This window comes from Halomarina rubra, assembly GCF_023699475.1.
GTDB classification, from domain to species: Archaea; Halobacteriota; Halobacteria; order Halobacteriales; family Haloarculaceae; genus Halomarina; species Halomarina rubra.
In genome coordinates this window covers 1-16,632 of sequence record NZ_JALXFV010000004.1, presented here as the reverse complement: position 1 = coordinate 16,632, position 16,632 = coordinate 1, and the positions used below count along the sequence as shown (strand labels likewise).

Here is a 16,632-nt window from a genome sequence, read left to right as displayed (position 1 = left end):
ATGACCGTCCGGGGTCTTAACTCACCGAGAGACGGCCTCGCGCGGTCCGACCTGTCCAGTTCCCAGCAGAGAGAGTGATATCGGAGAGTCGCCTCCTTCCGAACGGTGCAACCCACCTGGGAAGTGCGCTGTTCGGACTGTGGCTTCGACGGCGAAGCCTCGGACGAATCACTGGCCGAAGGGCTCTCCGCCGCCCATCAGCGGGCGACCGGCCACTCGGTCGATTGGCGTCCGAAGGCCGACTGAGTCACGCACCATCCACTTCTTTGGAGTCGGCGACCGGCCCCCACACTCAGACGTAGATGTACCCCTCGGCGGGGTGGTACTCCCGGTCGGTCGCGAACCCGTCGCGACTCGCGCGGTAAGTCGCGTACGCCGCCACCACCGCGTCGAGCGCGTCCCCGCCCTCGTCGTCGAGCGCCGCCTCGCGGACCGCCGGCGCGAGCGTACAGTCCTCGGGCAGTCCGGCAACGATGCGCTCTCGTCGCTCGGCGTAGGCGTCGCCTTCGTCGCTCGCGGGGTCCTTGTAGCGCTGGGCGGGCAGGTCGAGCGAGCGGAGCGTCGCCGCCGGGTACACCTCACACAGCGTCGGTCGGTCGTCGCGGTCGCCCTCGAACTCCTGCATCGGTTCGACGGTGACAGCGCCGTTCGCGACCAGCGGCCCGAGCACGTCGCGGACCCCGTAGAACGTCTGGTGGGCGACCAGCCAGTGGTACGGCGAGGACGCGCCGAGTGGCTCGTCGGTGACTCGGGGGACGAACGTCCGGTCGCCGTCGGTCAGGTACTCGGCGCGTTCACGACAGCGCGTCCCCATCTCGTCGGGGTCGTCGAACTCGCCGGGGAACCAGCGGACGAACTCCGGCCAGGCGTCGCAGTCGTGGACCGCCGCGGGGAGACCGAACGAGAAGTCGAGGCCGGCGGCGTCGGCCGTCTGGAGGCGGTCGACCAGTTCGACGAGCGCCGGGGCGCGGTCGGCGGTGCCCGCGAGGGTCGCGAGCGAGCGACACGACTCGACGTGGAGGCCGTCGTCGTCGGTCGTCGCCTCGGCGAGCCACGTCTTGCGCCCCGCGTCGCGCGCGCCGCTGAAGTCGACCCCGTTGATGTCCATACCGCACACGGGGCCGCCGTATTGATTAGCGGTCCGGGCGTAGCCCCGCCCATGCCCAAGACGATGGAGGTCAAGTGTACCGAGTCGGCGTGCGAACTGGACATGTTCGAACTCCACTACACCTACGACATGCCCAGCGAGACCGGCGTCGAAGACTTCACCTGCCCGTACTGCGGCACCCAGGACGGTCTCGAAGAGATCGTCCTCTGAACTCGGGGAACGCCTAATACCATGACGAGCCAACCGACGAGTATGTTCAAGGAGTTGGGCGAGCGCGTCGAGAGTGCCGTCCTCGAAGGTATCGGCCGGTCGTCGGCCCGCTGGCAGGAGCGAACACCGCTGAAGGTCGACCTGCTGGAGAGCGACGACGCCTACCTCGCGGTGTTCGACGCCCCCGGCGTCCGCCGCGAGGACGTCGAGGTCCGGTTCGACGAGAACACCGTCTTCGTCCGCGTCGACCGCTTCCGGGAGTTCTACGACGACTACGAGATGCGCCTGCCCGGACGGGGGCTCTCGCTCGACGGCTCGGTCGACCTCCCGGCCGACGCCGACGTCGACGCCCGCGAGGCCGACGCCACCGTCACCCAGAACGGGACGCTGCGCGTCCACATCCCCAAGACGGAGTCCGGTCGCGAGGTCACCGTCGGCGACGAGTCGGTGCCCCACGACACCGCCGACGAGGACGCGACGGGAGCGGCAGAGTCCACGACCGACACGGACTCCACCGCGGACGTCGGCAGCGACGCCGACACCGAGACGGGTCTGAGCGAGGAGGAGATTCCCGACGGTCCCGAGGACGACGAGTTCGACGGGGTCGACAGCGACGAGCAGTAGCGAGTCGCTGTCTGCCAGCGAGACGTAGTCTCGCGATGTCGACGACGAGCAGTAGCGAGTCGTCGGCCAGTGAATCTCCGATTCACGTCGTCGACAGCGACGAGCAGTAGCGAGTCGTAACCGGGTCGCCCCGCCGACGACCGCTCTTCTATCGGAACCGCGTCAGTCCACGCGCCGGGTAGCCGACGACGGTGTCGACGCCCGCCTCGCGGAGCGACTCGACCTGGTCTCGCACGTCGTCCGGCGTGCCGGCGAGCGCGTAGTCACGACTCGCCGCGAGCAACACCTCCCGCGCGCGACCGGTCGCACTCGCGTCCGTCGACGCGTCCTCGGGGAGTGCCGCCCGGACCGGGCCACGACGAGCGACGTACCCGCCCAGCGCGTCGAGTAGCGCGTCGTCGTCGTCGGTGAGCACCGTCGGAGCGTACACCGCGAGGTCGCCGTCGAACCCCATCCGGCGCATCGCGCGGACCTCGCCGGCCGTCGAGCGGCCGAGCAGGTCGTACTGGACGGCCTCCTCGCTCGCCGACAGCGCGAGGCGCTCGACGCTCTCGGTGCCGACCCACGGTTTCGTCTCGTTCGCTCGGTCGGCGTGCCAGTCCAGCGCCGCTCGCAGTCTGGGAGCGATGGCGCGGGCGCGCTCTTCCTCGTCGAGGTACGCGCCGTGGCCGGCGACGAACGTCAACGCGACCGTCTCGGGCACCTCCCGGAGCAGGGAGTCGTCGCCAAGCGGGTCGAAGCCGTCGGCGCGGACCGGCGCGGTGAGGTGGAGCGTCCGGTCGGCCGCGAGTGCTTCGAGGGTCGCCGGGGTCGGGAGGTGTGCGCGGCCCTCGTAGTCGAGCGCGAGCGTCTCGACGTCGAGGCTCGCCGCCACGTCGAGGTCGTGTTCGGTCGGTTTCAGCGCGAGGGCGTCCAGTCCGGTTCGGGCGTAGCTATCACTCGTCAACATAGGTTCCATCGGGTCGAGAAGGCGTGGCTAGAACGAACGCGGAACGCGACCAGCCACGAATGCGACCATGGTTCGTCTGGAGTGTGGCGCGCTGAAGAGCGTGTCGGTGAGCGGCAGGAATTGCCTGGAGGGGTCCACAGGAGTCGCGCCGGGGGCACTCGACGCGAACACCTCCGAAGCGCTCCCACGGAGGGCCTCGGTATCTCGAACCCGCACCGAGACGACGCCCACTCGGCCGGTCAAACGGGGAACTCGGCGTCGGGGTCGACGACCCGGTCCGGTTCCGACGGCATCCGCCAGTCGGTCGCGAGTTCGAGGAACTGGACGAGCATCTGGCCGGTCGCCCCCCACACCGTGTAGCCGTCGACGCGGAAGTAGTGGATGCGGAACGACCCGCGCCGGGGGTCGTCGCGGCGCTCGGACTCGTAGTTCGCCATGTCGGTGAGGTCGGGAATCGACAGCACCGCGACCTCCGCGACCTCCCGGCCGTCGGGGACGAACGTCACGTCGGGGATGCGCGCGACGAACGGCCGAACCGAGTAGTCCGAGATGGTCGGGATGTCGTCGAGTCGGCCCACCACGTTCGGGAGCGAGGGGTCGAGTCCGACCTCCTCGTGGGCCTCTCGGAGCGCCGTCGCCAGGAGGTCGTCGTCCTCGGGTTCGCGGCCGCCGCCGGGGAACGCCATCTGGCCGGCGTGCTCGCCGAGGTGGTCGGCACGCTTGACGAACACCACCGCAGGGTCGGGCCGGTCGACGACCGCCACCAGCACCGCCGCCTCGCGGCTCGGACCGGTCACGCTGACCGGGTCGTGGGCGGCGAGACGGGACAGGTCCATACCACTCGCACGGTGGGCGACGATTTACGTCCTACGCCCCGCGTGGTGCGTGTTCACACCCGCTCAACGCGGGTCGCGGGACTCGGGCCCGTCGACCCCGCCGTCCTCGTCGTCCCGAGCGGCGACCAGTCGGCGACGGAGGTCGCCGACGTCGACCGGCCCCCACGCTTCGAGGTCGTAGCTCACGTCGACGAGCCAGTCGAGGTCGGGTTGTCCCTCGTCCGTCTCGTTCGCACCCTCGTCCGCGTCACCGCCCGTCGCGGCCGCGAGCGCGCGCTCGGCCTCCTCGCGGAATCGGCGTTCGGCGGTCGTCGCGAGGACGTGGGGCTGAGGGGACTCGCGCTCGACGTCGAGGATGTGCGGGAGGTCTGCCGCCCCCTCGGGGAGGGTCGGGAACGCCGCCGGCCCGACGACCAGCAGGCCGTCGTGGTCGAGGAGGTGGTAGGAGTCGACGGCGGCCTCGACGACCGCGTCGGGCGGCGCGTCGACGCCGCGTTTGAACGCGAGTTCCGCGAGCGCCTTGCGGAGTTCGGCGGGCGTGAGCGCGCCGAACAGGTCGACGACGCCCGCGACGGCGTCGGCGTTCGGGGAGAACGGCTCGGGAGGCTCCGCGTCCGTGGCGTCGTCACTCATCGTCTGGAGGTGGACGAGGGGAGACAAAAGTCCGTCTCAGTCGCGGCGGGCGTCGCCGGTCCGGGTGGCGTCGGTCCGGTCGTCGCCGAGCCAGTCGGCGCCGAATCAGTCGTCGCTCGGTTCGGTGGTGCACGTCGGCGCGGGCGACTGCTCGGCGCGACGGGCCTGCTCCGGGAGCAGGCCCGCCTGGTAGAGGGCGAACAGGACACCCATCGCGACCAGGACGACGCCGGCAGCGCCGGCCACGAGCGGGTCCCACGCGATGCCCGTGTCGAGGAGCGCGCCGAAGACGACCGACCCGAACGCCTGAGGGAGCATCATCGTCCCGCTGAACACCGCGTAGGTGCTCGCGCGCTGGTGGTCGGGCGTCGACGACAGCATGTACGTGTCGGCCGCCGGGAACAGCGTGTGGATGACGAAGCCGACGACGACGCTCACGGCGGCGAGCGCGAGGAATCCCGACGTCGCCGACAGCGCCAGCAGCGAGAGCGCGAACGTCGTCGAGATGCCGATGATGAACGGCACCTTCGGGAGCCGTTCGACGAGGTCACCGCCGACGACGAACGCCGGGATGCCCGCCGCGAACAGCACCGTCAACAGCGTGTTCGCCGCGGGGTCCGACAGCGACTTCGCCTCGATGAGGTACTTGACGTAGAAGTTGAACACGCCGTTCCAGACGAGGCCGGTGAGGGCGACGAACGCGATGCCGGTGACGATGAGTCGCCACTGGGTGCGGGCGGCCCCCACGATGTCCCGGTCGGGCGTGCGGTCGGCGGACTCCGTCTCGCGACCGACGAGGAACGTCACGAGCGTCGCGACCGCCGAGACCGCCGCCAGCAGGTAGAACGTCGTCCGCCAGTCGGCGAACGCGAGCACGGCGACGACGATGGGCGCGGCGAGGACGGCCGCGAACTGGCTGGCAGCGCCGTGGACGCCCATGACGCGCCCGACGCGCTCGGGGAACAGTTGGCTCAACAGCGGGTTCGCGGAGAGGAAGTACGCGCCGCTGGCGGTGCCCAGCGAGAACGCACCGATCATCAGCGACCCGACGGGCGAGAGCGTCAGCGTCTGCCCGGCGAGGGCGACCGAGAACGACGGCGCGAGCGCGGTGAACAGCGATGCGCCGACGAGGATACCCCCCGAGACGAGCACCATCGTCTCGCGCGATATCTTCGTCAGCAGGTAGCCGACGGGGAACCGCGGGATGGCCGACCCGAACCACGTCAGTCCGGTGATGATGCCGAGCGTCGACGCCGTCACCCCGAACTCGGCTTCGAGCGGGACGACGAGGGGCGCGAACACGATGCGCGCGAGATTGACGAGAAAGACCATCGCACACAACGAGCCGAACACTTGACGACGTGACACGGAGGAGAGTATCGGATGGACGCGTTCAAAGGTTGCGGAACCGACAGCCAGTGTCGAACAGTACCGTGGATAGCGATGGTGTGAGACGGGGTCGCGCGGCCGGACGGCGCTTTTTTTACCCCCCTTGCCCCATGGCAGGCTATGGAATCCGTCCGGAAGGGTCTACGTGCCGGCGACATCGAGAAGGACACCTACGAACGACTGGTCTGTGCGACCTGCGAGGAACAGCTCGACACGAAGTCGGACCCCGACGAGGTCGGCAAACTCCGGACCTGCCCGGAGTGCGCCTCGACGTGGCGACAGCTCGGCTGACCGCCCGAGACGCTCCGCACGCTACTCGAACGTCTCGTCGAACGCGTTCGCGCCCATCGGTTCGAACGTCCCCGCCGCCACGTTCTCGTCCAGGTGCTCGACCGAACTCGCTCCGACCAGCGCCGAGGTGACCCCCGGCGCGGAGCGCGCGAAGTTGATGGCGCGCTGGGCGGGCGTGTCCCCCGCGAGTTTCGCCGCGACTTCGTCGGGAATCGCCCCCTCGCGTGCCAACTCCCCCTGCCCGATGGAGGCGCTGGTGAACACGTTCAGCCCCGCCTCGTGGGCGAACCGGAGCGCGCTCTGTCTCCCGTCCACCGAGTCGTGAGCCGGAACGGTGAACGCGTCGGCCATGTGGACGTTGAACGGCAACTGGACGGCCCGAAAGTGCGTCGCGGCGGTCCCGGCCGCGTCGCTCGCCGCCCGCGCTCGGTCGACCAGTTCCGACAGCGAGAGGTGGAGGTCGTGGTCGGGCGCGACCCGCAACGCCTGCCACGTCGCGACCCCGTAGTGGCGGAGGTCGCCCGCCGCCGCCCGCTCTTCGAGGCGCGTGAACGTCGCCTCCAGCAGGTCGTAGACGTCCTCCCGGGAGCGTTTACTCAACTGCGTCTCAGGGTTGTGGACGTAGTAGAGGTCGACGGTGTCCAGCCCGAGGTTCGACAGCGAGCGGCTCACCTGGTCGTCGATGTAGTCGGGCGCGATGCAGTGGATGCCCCGAGCGAAGTCCTCCGTGTCGGCGATACCCGTGTCGAGGTACTCCTCGCGGACGTACGCTCCGGGGTCGGCCGGCCGGTCACCGTCGAAGCCGACGAACCCGCCTTTCGTCGCGACCATCACCGCCTCGCGGTCGACGCGTGCGTCGGCGAGCGCCCGCCCCACGACGCGCTCCGACCGCTGGTGACGGTAGTTGATGGCCGTGTCGACGACGTTGACACCGTGTTCGAGCGCCCGTCGTACGGTCTCCTCGTAGCGCTCGTCGACGGCGTCGGTCGGGTCGCCGAGGTACGTCCCCAACCCGACGCTCGACACGACGCCCTCGCCGAACCGTCGGAAGTACGTGCGGGCGAACTCGGGGAACTCGTTGCGGTAGGCCCACGTCGCCTCCTTCGTCGCCATACTCGGCGTACTGGCTCCGTAGGCTTCAGTGGTCCGTGACGTCGGTGAGAGACGAGAGTTCGCCCGGAGCTACTCCGACAGCCCCAGGTCCGCGCGGTAGGCGTCGACGGCCGCTCGGTACCCCTCGCGGTAGGTCGGGTACGCGAACTCGTAGCCCAACTCGTGGAGGCGGTCGTTCGAACAGCGCTTGCTCGTCTGGAGGCGACGCTCGGCGGCTTCCGAGAGGTCCCCCTCGTCCAGTCGTTCGCTCGTCGTTCGCTTCTCGGGCGGTTCGACGCCACACTCGTCGGCCAGCCAGTCCGCCAGCGACCAGCGGTCGACCGGTTCGTCGTCGACGGCCAGCAACACCTCGTCGTCGGGGTCGGTGTCGAGGACGAACTGGAGGACGCCGGCGGCGTCCTCGCGGTGGAGCATGTTCAGGTACCCCTCGGTGACCGGCCCCTCGACGTAGCGTTCGAGGCGGTAGCGGTCCGGCCCGTACAGTCCCGCGAACCGGACGACGGTGCCGTCGATGTCGTGGTCGGGCGCGTCCTCGCGGGCGACGCGTTCGGCCTCGACGAGCACCTCGGTCTTCTCGGTCTGTGGGTCGAGCGGCGTCTCCTCGTCGACCCACTCGCCGCCGTGGTCGCCGTAGACGCTCGTCGAGGAGGTGTAGACGAGTCGCTCGGGCGGCGATGGGCGCTCGGCGAAGTGCTCGACGACGGTCCGCAGGCCGTCGACGTACACCTCGCGGGCGGCGTCCGCGCCACGGCCGCCCGAGGACGCGGCGAACACCAGCACGTCGCAGTCGGGCACCACGGAGAGCTGTGTGTCGTCGGTGACGTCCGCGCGGACCGCGCTCGCGCCGGTCGCCTCGACGGCGGCGATGCCCTCCGTCGAGCGCCGGACACCCGTCACGTCGTGGTCGGCCGCGAGTCGCCGACAGAGTTCGAGACCGACGTAGCCCGCACCCAGGACGACGACGCTCATCGCTTGCGGCTCTCGATGGCGTGGTGGATCCGGGCGTACTCCGCCAGCGTCACCGGGAACCGTCCCTCGATCATCTGCTGTATCTCCTTGGGGTCGAGTTGGGCGTCGAGGTCGCTCGACAGCGTCTCGACGTCGACGACGGCCATCGACATCCCCATCATCAGCGCGTCGAGCGCCTCCGCCTGGATGGCGTCGGCGTCGGGCGTCGCCGGGTCGGCCGCGAGGATGGCCGCGGCCTCCTCCAGCGTCACCTCCACGTCCTCCTCGGCGGCCAGTGCGTCGATGGTCGACCGTGCCACCGCCGCCTCGTCCGCGACGGTGCTCGCACCGACGGTGTCGATGGTCTCGCGCAGGCGGTCCTCGTAGCTGGTTCGGAGTTCCGCGACCGAGAGCGCCGCCGGGTCGGCGACCGTGTCCTGGATCATTACCCACTCGTAGCAGGCCGGCGCTCAAGTGCGTTTACGTGTCGTCGCGGTGGGCACTGGTCGACCGCGGGGTGGTGACGACGCTCACCCGGCGTATCCCGGCGAGCGTTCGTCCCGGTTCCCGTCGACGTCCGCCACACCGCGAACGCCCGCCGGGACGACCACGACGACGGTCGTCGACGCCTCGAACGCCACCTTCGGGGCGGTACCGAGGCGTTCGCGCGAGCCGTCGTCGTCCACGTCGAGGCGGACGGTCGACCCGTCGCGCACGTAGACCGTGTCCCGCACGCCTCGCCGTGAACGGACGCTGAGCCGTTCGTAGGTGCCCTCGACGGAGACCGACCAGCCGTTGAGCGTCGCGTACCAGTAGCCCGGGACGGGGGCGACGGGGATGCCGAGCGGGACGCTGTCGAGCGTGCGGTCGACCGTTCGCTGGAGGACGCGGTCGGTCGCCCGCTCGCCGGCACTGGTCGCGACCTCTCGCGCTACCTCGCGGAGCACCTCCCGGTTGCCCTCCGCGACCGGCGAGACGGCGGACTCGGGGACGCGGGCCGCGTCCGCTCGGAGCGCCTCGTGGGTCGTCGTGCGAAGCGTCGCCGCCAGTCGCCGCGAAGCCGTCGCGGAGACGGGCGCGGCGGCCGCGACGCGCTCCGGACCGGAGCCGTTCGCGAGCGCCAGCGCACGGGCAGCGGGGAACTTCCACTCGCTCAGCCCCGCCGCGACGACGCCCCGGCAGTCCGACGACGTCTCGCAGGCGTCGGTCTCGTGGAGCACGTCCACCAGGTCGGCACGGACCGCGTCCACGCCGTCGCGGACCGCGCCACGGAGCGCCTCGCGCTCGTCCGTCGAGCCGTTCGGAACGTGGCCACTCGCCCGCAGCGTGCCGGCAGCAGCCCGTAACGACACCCGACGCTCGGGAGCGAGCAGGTCGGCGAACGGCCCGGCGGCCGCGCCGTAGGGGACGGTCACCCAGTTCACGTTGCGCGCGTCGAGCGGCGTGACGCTCCCCGGCCCGCCGCCGAACTTCTCGCGGGCGACGGGGTCGAGCGTGAGGGAAGACGGCGCGGTGTCGACGCTGACGGCGAGCGGACCACCCAGACCGTCCGTCGCGTCGGTGCGTCGGCCGCGCGGGGCCTCGGTCGCGGCGTCGAGCGAACGTCGGACCTGACCCAGCGAACTGCCGTGCTCGCCTAGCGACTCGTCCAGGTCCGCGCGCGTCTCGGCGCGGTCGGCGGCGCGAGCGTCGAGTCGTCCGAGCAGGTCGTCAAGGTACGCTCGGCGGACGGCGACGCGAGCCTTCCCCGCGACGCCGTCGTACGACGCCGGCAGGTCCAGCAGGTCGGTCCGGTTCGCGCGGAGACGGTTCGCGAGTCGGGCGGGCGGCGAGACGGCGTAGGTACCCGCGTCGGCCCGCGAGACCGTCACCGAGCGGTTCCGGACCCGTCGGTCGAGCGCCAGCACGTCCGCGCGGAGCCACTGGCGCAGTTCAGCGGGTCGCTCGCCGACCACCCGAACCGCCGACTCGTCGAGCGTCCCTCCGACCGCCCGTCGGGCGAGTTCGTCCGGTCCACCCCGGGCGGTGACGAGGCGGTCGAGCGCCGTCGATGGCACGTCGAGGAGGTTCGGTCCGTCGAGCGCACCGCCGCGTTCGTAGACGCCACCGACGCCGCGACGCGGGGCACGACTCGCCGGCGAGTGTCTGGCGACGACGGCCAGCGAGACCCGGGTCGTCCGCGTTCGGACGGTCCTCGTCGTGGTCGTCTCCTCGCCGCGTCGCCAGCGGGCGGTCGTCGTCTCCCGGGCGACGACGCGCCGGTCGTACCGCCGGAACGCGGTCCAGCCGTCGGGCACGGACGCGCCCGGAGCGTCGGCGCGCGTCGCCGGGGTGACGGTCCGGTCGGTGTGGGTCGTCACCCGGACGCGCGTCCAGTTCGGACCGGGGGTGGGGTCGCGAGCGACCGTGCGTCCGGTCGGCGAGACGGCGCTGACGACGCGCACGTCGGCGGCGTACGCTCGCTGGACGACGCGGTCGACCCTGGATTCGTTCAGCGAGGCGAGAGCGTGGTCGGCCGCCGCCGTCGGCGACACCGTCACCGTCTCCTCGCGCCTCCCCTCGTCGAGTCGTCGGAGACCGCGTTCGGTGCGGTCGAGCGTCTCTTCGACCACCGGGCCCGGAATCGACCCCGGCGCGAGGTCGGTGGCGAGCGCCCGCGCCCACCCCGCCGCGAGCGCCTCGTCCCCCTCGGGGTCGGCCCCGCCGAGCGTCGCCCGCTGGACGCCGAGGGCGGCGTCGTTGGCCGCGAGCGCGACGTGGCGGTTCCCGACGACGTTCGCGACGGGCGCGCCGCGATACTGGGCCGCCCCCCGGGCCCAGGCGACGGCGTAGATGCCGGCGGTGAACCGTCGTTCGAACCCGGGCGCGTCGAGGCCGGCGTCGAGTCGCGTCTCGAAGCGTTCGACTCGGTCGTGGAGTTCGAGGACCGGCGAGGCGACGGTGACCGTCGGGTCGACCCGCTTCTCGCCGACCGGGCGGTTCGCGTCGGTCGCCCGAAGCTGGACCCCCTCGATGCGGACGCGGAGCGCGGTCCCGTTCGGCCCCGACCGCGAGAGGTGGACGCGACGTTTCGCCGCGCGGAGGTCGGCCGGCGAGTCGACCGCCGGCAGCCGAGCGCGAACGACGACGCCGTCGCTCGTCGCCCGAATCGCTGCGAGACGCTCGCTGGCGGCGAGATAGACCCGAAGACGGAGGGCGTCGCGGAACGTCGTCGAATCGTTCAGGACGCGACCGAACGGCGTCGCCGCGGCGTGGGTGACGGGGTTCCGGGCGGCGTCCCGGGCCGCAGCGCCGACGGCATCGCGGAGCGCGGTCTGGGTCGTCGCCGTCGCTTCGCGCATCGCGCGGTCGACCGCCGGGTCTGCTGGGCGCGACGGTTCGACGAGGTGGGTCGTCGTCACCGTCGCGCTGGTGACGAGCAACAGGACGCCGAGCAGTGCGAACGGAATCCGGCCACGGGTGTCGTCGGCGAGCCTCATCGCCAGCGCACCACCACGAGTCGGACGGTGTCGAGCGTCAGCGCGTCGACGGCCTGTCGGGGAGTCTCGAAGCGCTGGCGGATGTCGGTCGCGAGTCGGCCGGCGAGCGCGTCGACGAGGCGGTCGCGGGCGGTCGAGGCCGCCCCCTCGTCGAGCGCAGCGTCGAGGTCCGCCCCGACGACGGCACCGAACCGCTCGTAGCGTGTTCGGGTCCGGGAAGCGACCGCCCCGTCGGCGAGGTTCGAGCGCCCGGCACCCGGTGGGAACCGCGAGGCGACAACCCGCTCGGCGACCAGTGTGGCGAGCGCACGGACGCTCACGTCCGCCGCGGCGCGGGCACGGTCCCGGTCGAGGGCCACGCCGCTCGGAACGGCCACGGTCGCCACGTCGGTGACGGCGTCGCGTGGTGGGACCGGGCCGACGGCGAGTCGCCCCGACAGCGACGCGTTCGGGTACGGCCCCCAGCGGGCGACGACGCGAACGTTGGCCGCCGGCAGCGCGCCCCCGACGGCGGCCCCGAGTCGACGCGGGAGCGTGTCGGGAGCGAGCCGTCGACCGTCGAGCGTCGCGTTGGCGAGCGCACCGCGGGCAAGCAGGCTGGCGGGCGTTCCCCGTGCGACGCGCCGGTGGCCGGTGTCGTCGGCGACGGCGACCGGCACCGAGAGCGTCGTCGTGGCGAGCGTCGCGGCGGTCCGTTCCGCACGGGGCGGGTCGGGAGCGGACACGGTCGAAGGGACCGCCAGGACGCCGACGGCGGCGCTCACGAGCAGGCAGAACAGGACGGCGTCGACGGCGGTGCTGAGTCCCCTCACGACCAGACCGCCACCGTGAGGCGACAGGGACGGACCCGACCGGGCGCGACGCGGACGCTCACCGGTTCGGTCACGCGGTCGGCCGACGGCGGCGCGGTCGCACGGGTCGTCCACTCCTCGTCGCGACACGTGAGCGTCGCGTCGAGGTGGTAGCCGTCGGGGGCGGCCGCACCGACACCGTCGAGTCTGGCCGGGGCGGCGACGCCCGCCGGCGCGAGGCGAGCGCGGACGTGGTCGGCAGCGAGGTCGGCCGTCGAGTCGTGTTCGTCGACGCCCCGGTCGAGCGCACCGTCGAGCACCCCTGCGTACAGCGACAGACCGGTACAGACCACCGTCAGCGCGAGCAGCGCCGCCAGCGGTTCGACCTGCGCCCTACGCACCGACGAGCGTGACATCGACGCCTCCCCACGTGACGTGGCGTGCGGTCAGTCGCGTGGCTCCGTCGACCACGACCGGTGCGTCCTCGCGTGCGCGCTCGACGGCACGGCGGAACGTCGCCGGCGAGTCGAAGACGGACGCTGGCGACCGACCTGCCAGGACCCTCGCGAGCGACTCCCCGTCCCCGACCGGCGTGACGGGGCCGTAGGTGAACGTCGCGTGCCCGCAGGCGTCGCCGCGACACCGGTCGAGCGCGTGTCGACCGAGTTCGAGGCGGTCGGCGGCCGAGAGCCGCGTCGTGGTCGTGGCGTCGTGTGGCGAGGACGCCGCCTCGTCGACGGTTCGAGCGACGGTGCTCGCGTCGGGCGTCCCGGTCGGGAGGCCGAGCGCGACGCCACAGAGCGCGGCGCTGGCGACGGCCAGTCCGACCCAGACCGGTAGTGTGTCGGCGGGAGCTTCGGTGTCCATGGCCGGCGCTGGCCGCGTCCCCCTACTTGAACCTCCCCAGTCCACCCGAACTCTCGCCTTCCGGGTCGGTCTCGCGATTCAGGTGAGCGTTTCCGCGACGAGGAACGCCGTCAGGTACAGCGCCGTCGCGGTCGGGAGCGCGAGGCCGACGCGGTAGCCGATCCGCGAGCGGTCCGCGCCGTGTTCGAGACCCGTCGCGAGCGCGGTCAGCAGCGCGGCGAGTGCCAGCACGTAGACGCCGACGGCCAGCGCGAGCGCCGACGTCGGGAGCGCCGCGGCAGTCGTCGCGGCCGAGGACGAGGCACTCGTGCCCGACGCACCTGTCGCCCCCACCACCGCTGTCGACGGGGCCGTCCCGACCGTTCCGGACGGTGGCATCGAAGACGCCGACGAGACCGACGACAGCCCCGCGAGCGAGCGGCCGTCCATCGCGGCCGCGAGCGCGACGGTGACGCCGCCGACGAGCGGGCCGAACACCGCGGCGGTGTTGGTGAGCGTCGTCGTCACCCGCCGGAGGTCGCGTCGGGCCGCCCGTTCGACCGACCGAAGCTGTTCGACGTGGTCGCCGACGACCACGAGTGCGTCACCGGCGGGCGATCCCTCGCGGGCGGCGACGACGAGCAGTCGCAGCGTGCTCTCGACGCGAGTGCTCGGGACGGTCGCGAGCGCGCCGTGTTCGCCGTACAGCGCCTCGTCGACGCCCACGCGGAGCGTGCGCTGGCGGCGCGCCGTGTCGGTGAGCACGGCCCCCATCGGCCCCATCACCTCCTCGGCTGCCGTCTCGATGGCGGCCTCGACCGCACGGCCCTCGGCGACGCGCCGTCCGACGAGGTAGAGCGCGTCCGACAGCCCCGACTCGACCGAGCGGGTCCGTTCGCGGACGGCGACCGCGGGGCGGAACCAGCCGACGAGCGCGACTCCGACACCGGTGCCGAGACTCGCCAGCGGAGTCATCCACGCCGGAAGAGTGCGGGAGACGACGACCCACGCGAACGTGGCGACAGCGAGCGCACCGACGAGGACGGGCCACCGGCGGGCCGGCAGGTCGGGGTGGTCGGCGGGCACCGGCGTCGCGGGGAACGTCGCCGGCCGTCTGAGCAGGAGCCAGCCACCCGCGACGACGAGGACGAACGGCAGTACGACGTCGTAGAGAACGACGACGACCGGGAGGGTGACGCCGACGCCCGCGACACGGGCAGCGGGGAGGACGGCGACGAGCGCCAGGGGGAGGAGGACGCCGAACGCGTACAGCGCCGTCACGGGGCCGCCGAGCGCCGCCGCGGCGCTCGCGGTGCGGTCGCGGGTCCCGTCGAGGATGGCGTCCATCGCCCGGTCGAGACTCCGAGCACGCTCGGTCGAGGGGGCCCGGTCGGCCGCGACGACGAGCGAGGTGGCGCGGCGGAGCGCGGGGAATCGCTCGCCCCACCGGTCGCCCCACGCGCCCAGTCCGGAGGCGGGTGTCCCCCGGGCACGGCGAACGTGCTCGGCGAGCGACCGTCCGAGGAGTCCGTCGTCGGCGCTCGCGGCGAACGCGCCGGCCCGTTCGACGGTCGGTTCGAGGCGCATCCGCAACACGGCGTGGGAGACGACCACGGGGGCCGCCCCGAGCGCCGCGGTCTCCCGGGCCGACGCCACCGCGACCGGGAGCCGACGGACCCCGTACCACCCACCGGCGGCGACCACGAGTGCGAGAGGTGCGACCGGTGGGACGAGGGTAGTCGCGACCAACGCCGCGCAGACGCCGACCAGCGCGACGACGTCGCTCGCTCGGCGGACGCCGGCCGCGGTGACCGGCCACCCGAGGACCGCGAGGGCCTCGGCCAGCGCGTCTCCGGTGGTGTCTCCCCAGTTCGACTCGCTCTCGGCGGCGTCGCTCAGCATCGGTCGCACCCGCGGCGGCGAGCGTGTGCGGCGACGACGTGCTCGGGGGCGACGTCGCCCGCCGCGACGGTCCGGTCGAGCCACGCGGCCCGGTCGGCGAGCGCCGTCCGGACGTCGGCGTACGACTCGCCGGGGCGTGCCAGCGAGGCCACGACGACGCTCGCACCGCGGTCGATACGACCCGACGGGACGAGGTCGGTCCCCTCGCGCTCGAACAGGGCCGTCGCCTCCCCGTCGGCGGTGACCTCCTCGATACGGGCGACGCGACGGCCGGTGTCGACCCGCTCGCAGGTGACGAGCAGGTCGGTCGCGGCGAACGCGCCGCCGGTGACGCCGTGTTCCGAGAGTCGCTCGCGGACGCCCGCGACCCCCTCGCCGTGGACGGTGCCGATGGCGGCCCCGTCGTTCGACCCGACGCGCATCGCCTCGAACAGCGCGGGGGCCTCCTCGCCCCGGACCTCGCCGACGACGAGCGCTCCTTCACCGAGTCGAAGGGCGGTCCGGAGCGCCTGGCTCGGCCCGACTCCCTCGTCGTCGACGCGGAGCCGCTGGACGTCGTGGCCGGCCGTCTGGAGCGACTCGACGGGGAGTTCCGGCGTGTCCTCGATGGCGACCGTCCGGACCGCCGCCGGGAGTTCGAAACAGAGCGCGCCGAGCAGCGTCGTCTTCCCCGCGCCGCGGCCGCCGGCGACGAGCGTCGCCGCGCCGCGCTCGACCGCCAGCGAGCAGAGTGCGGCGGCGTCGGCGGGGAGCGTCCCGCCGTCGACGAGTCCCGGGAGCGTCCACGCCTCGCGGTCGTGGGCGCGGAAGGCGAACGCCACGCCGTCGCTGACGGGGTCGGTGACGCCCGCGACCCGGACGCGACGGTCGCCGGCGCGCGTCGTCGCGTCGAGCGTCGGCGACGCACGGGAGAACGCCCGACCGCTCGCTCGACGGTAGCGCGAGGCGAGCGTCTCGACGCCGCGTTCGGTGAGGCTGACGTTCGTCCGCATCGCCTCGCCGCCGACGTGGACCCGGAGCGTCCCCGCGGCGGCGGGCGCGGTGACGAACACGTCCGAGCAGTCCGGGTCGGCGAACAGGTCGTCGAGGACGCCGTTGCCCCGTGTGTGCTTGCGGAGGACGCGACTCAACGTCTCGACCGGCACGTCGGCACTGGCGTGGCTGCTCGCGGTCGTCGCCTCGCGGACCGCTCTGTCGGGAGCGCGCTCGCCGCCCGAGACGGCCCCGGACGCGAGACGCTCGGCGGCGTCGGTCAACACGGCTAGCGCGGCGTCGCTCGTGTCGAGTTCGACCGGGACGAGGTGGTACGTCGGGAGGTCGTCGGCCGGTCGCTCGTAGCGTCGGACGACGGCACCGGTCGACAGTTCGCGGCGGTCGACGAGCGTCGCGGCGTCCGGGAGGCGACGGGCGACCCGCGAGCGAGCGACCGTCGGGCCGACGAACGGCCGGAGTGCTTCACGCTCGCCGTCGGCCCTGGCAGCGAGTTCAGCTAGTCCGGTCTCGGCCGCGACGT

The 16,632-nt window shown here is 72.7% G+C and carries 18 protein-coding genes; 4 read left to right on the top strand and 14 right to left on the bottom strand.

Annotation, left to right across the window (positions count from 1 at the left end):
* Nucleotides 1-105 precede the first annotated feature (105 nt).
* Nucleotides 106-246, top strand: a complete 141-nt coding sequence (locus tag M1L36_RS09415; RefSeq protein ID WP_250873482.1) for a hypothetical protein — start codon at nucleotides 106-108, stop codon at nucleotides 244-246.
* 46 nt (nucleotides 247-292) lie between these two features.
* Here the strand turns inward: M1L36_RS09415 and M1L36_RS09410 are convergent, their stop codons facing one another.
* Nucleotides 293-1,108: a DUF429 domain-containing protein gene (locus tag M1L36_RS09410; protein WP_250873481.1), complete on the bottom strand. Its 816-nt coding sequence runs from the start codon at nucleotides 1,106-1,108 to the stop codon at nucleotides 293-295.
* 51 nt (nucleotides 1,109-1,159) lie between these two features.
* Here M1L36_RS09410 and M1L36_RS09405 point away from each other — a divergent pair, with 51 nt between their 5' ends.
* Both M1L36_RS09405 and M1L36_RS09400 read left to right on the top strand, forming a co-directional pair.
* Nucleotides 1,160-1,318, top strand: coding sequence for a DUF7559 family protein (locus tag M1L36_RS09405; protein ID WP_250873480.1), 159 nt, complete (start codon nucleotides 1,160-1,162; stop codon nucleotides 1,316-1,318).
* A 42-nt stretch (nucleotides 1,319-1,360) separates the two neighbouring features.
* Nucleotides 1,361-1,942: an Hsp20/alpha crystallin family protein gene (locus M1L36_RS09400; protein ID WP_250873479.1), complete on the top strand. Its 582-nt coding sequence runs from the start codon at nucleotides 1,361-1,363 to the stop codon at nucleotides 1,940-1,942.
* Between the two features lie 148 nt (nucleotides 1,943-2,090).
* Here the strand turns inward: M1L36_RS09400 and M1L36_RS09395 are convergent, their stop codons facing one another.
* The 4 genes from M1L36_RS09395 to M1L36_RS09380 form a co-directional block, all read right to left on the bottom strand.
* Nucleotides 2,091-2,891, bottom strand: coding sequence for a DUF7388 family protein (locus tag M1L36_RS09395; RefSeq protein ID WP_250873547.1), 801 nt, complete (start codon nucleotides 2,889-2,891; stop codon nucleotides 2,091-2,093).
* 239 nt (nucleotides 2,892-3,130) lie between these two features.
* Entirely contained in the window at nucleotides 3,131-3,727 is a 597-nt protein-coding gene (locus M1L36_RS09390; protein ID WP_250873478.1) for an NUDIX hydrolase, read from the bottom strand.
* Between the two features lie 63 nt (nucleotides 3,728-3,790).
* Nucleotides 3,791-4,360 carry a DUF7109 family protein gene (locus M1L36_RS09385; RefSeq protein ID WP_250873477.1) on the bottom strand — a complete coding sequence of 190 codons (570 nt, stop codon included), beginning with the start codon at nucleotides 4,358-4,360 and terminating at the stop codon, nucleotides 3,791-3,793.
* A 105-nt stretch (nucleotides 4,361-4,465) separates the two neighbouring features.
* A complete protein-coding gene (locus M1L36_RS09380; protein ID WP_250873476.1) occupies nucleotides 4,466-5,728 on the bottom strand; it encodes an MFS transporter in 1,263 nt (420 codons plus the stop codon).
* A 141-nt stretch (nucleotides 5,729-5,869) separates the two neighbouring features.
* On the opposite strand from M1L36_RS09380, the gene M1L36_RS09375 reads away from it, so the two are divergent.
* Complete coding sequence (locus M1L36_RS09375; protein WP_250873475.1) at nucleotides 5,870-6,040, top strand: HVO_0758 family zinc finger protein; 171 nt, start codon at nucleotides 5,870-5,872, stop codon at nucleotides 6,038-6,040.
* Nucleotides 6,041-6,061: 21 nt separating this feature from the next.
* Here the strand turns inward: M1L36_RS09375 and M1L36_RS09370 are convergent, their stop codons facing one another.
* The 9 genes from M1L36_RS09370 to M1L36_RS09330 form a co-directional block, all read right to left on the bottom strand.
* Entirely contained in the window at nucleotides 6,062-7,153 is a 1,092-nt protein-coding gene (locus tag M1L36_RS09370) for an aldo/keto reductase (protein ID WP_250873474.1), read from the bottom strand.
* A 69-nt stretch (nucleotides 7,154-7,222) separates the two neighbouring features.
* Nucleotides 7,223-8,122, bottom strand: a complete 900-nt coding sequence (locus tag M1L36_RS09365; protein WP_250873473.1) for an SDR family oxidoreductase — start codon at nucleotides 8,120-8,122, stop codon at nucleotides 7,223-7,225.
* Nucleotides 8,119-8,547, bottom strand: coding sequence for a DUF5791 family protein (locus M1L36_RS09360; RefSeq protein ID WP_250873472.1), 429 nt, complete (start codon nucleotides 8,545-8,547; stop codon nucleotides 8,119-8,121). Before M1L36_RS09360 ends, M1L36_RS09365 begins: the two co-directional genes overlap by 4 nt.
* Before the next feature lie 84 nt (nucleotides 8,548-8,631).
* Nucleotides 8,632-11,580, bottom strand: a complete 2,949-nt coding sequence (locus M1L36_RS09355) for a DUF7286 family protein (RefSeq protein ID WP_250873471.1) — start codon at nucleotides 11,578-11,580, stop codon at nucleotides 8,632-8,634.
* Entirely contained in the window at nucleotides 11,577-12,392 is an 816-nt protein-coding gene (locus M1L36_RS09350; RefSeq protein ID WP_250873470.1) for a DUF7284 family protein, read from the bottom strand. The genes M1L36_RS09355 and M1L36_RS09350 overlap by 4 nt, the downstream gene beginning before the upstream one ends.
* Entirely contained in the window at nucleotides 12,389-12,772 is a 384-nt protein-coding gene (locus M1L36_RS09345) for a DUF7285 family protein (RefSeq protein WP_250873469.1), read from the bottom strand. Before M1L36_RS09345 ends, M1L36_RS09350 begins: the two co-directional genes overlap by 4 nt.
* The gene (locus tag M1L36_RS09340; RefSeq protein ID WP_250873468.1) at nucleotides 12,765-13,238 is read right to left on the bottom strand and encodes a DUF7283 family protein; all 474 of its coding nucleotides are present in this window, start codon (nucleotides 13,236-13,238) and stop codon (nucleotides 12,765-12,767) included. Before M1L36_RS09340 ends, M1L36_RS09345 begins: the two co-directional genes overlap by 8 nt.
* Before the next feature lie 78 nt (nucleotides 13,239-13,316).
* Nucleotides 13,317-15,119 (bottom strand): type II secretion system protein, encoded by a 1,803-nt coding sequence (locus M1L36_RS09335; protein ID WP_250873467.1) that lies wholly within the window; start codon nucleotides 15,117-15,119, stop codon nucleotides 13,317-13,319.
* Nucleotides 15,113-16,632 (bottom strand): ATPase, T2SS/T4P/T4SS family (locus M1L36_RS09330; RefSeq protein ID WP_250873466.1); only part of this gene is annotated, 1,520 nt, incomplete at its 5' end. The genes M1L36_RS09335 and M1L36_RS09330, both read right to left, overlap by 7 nt.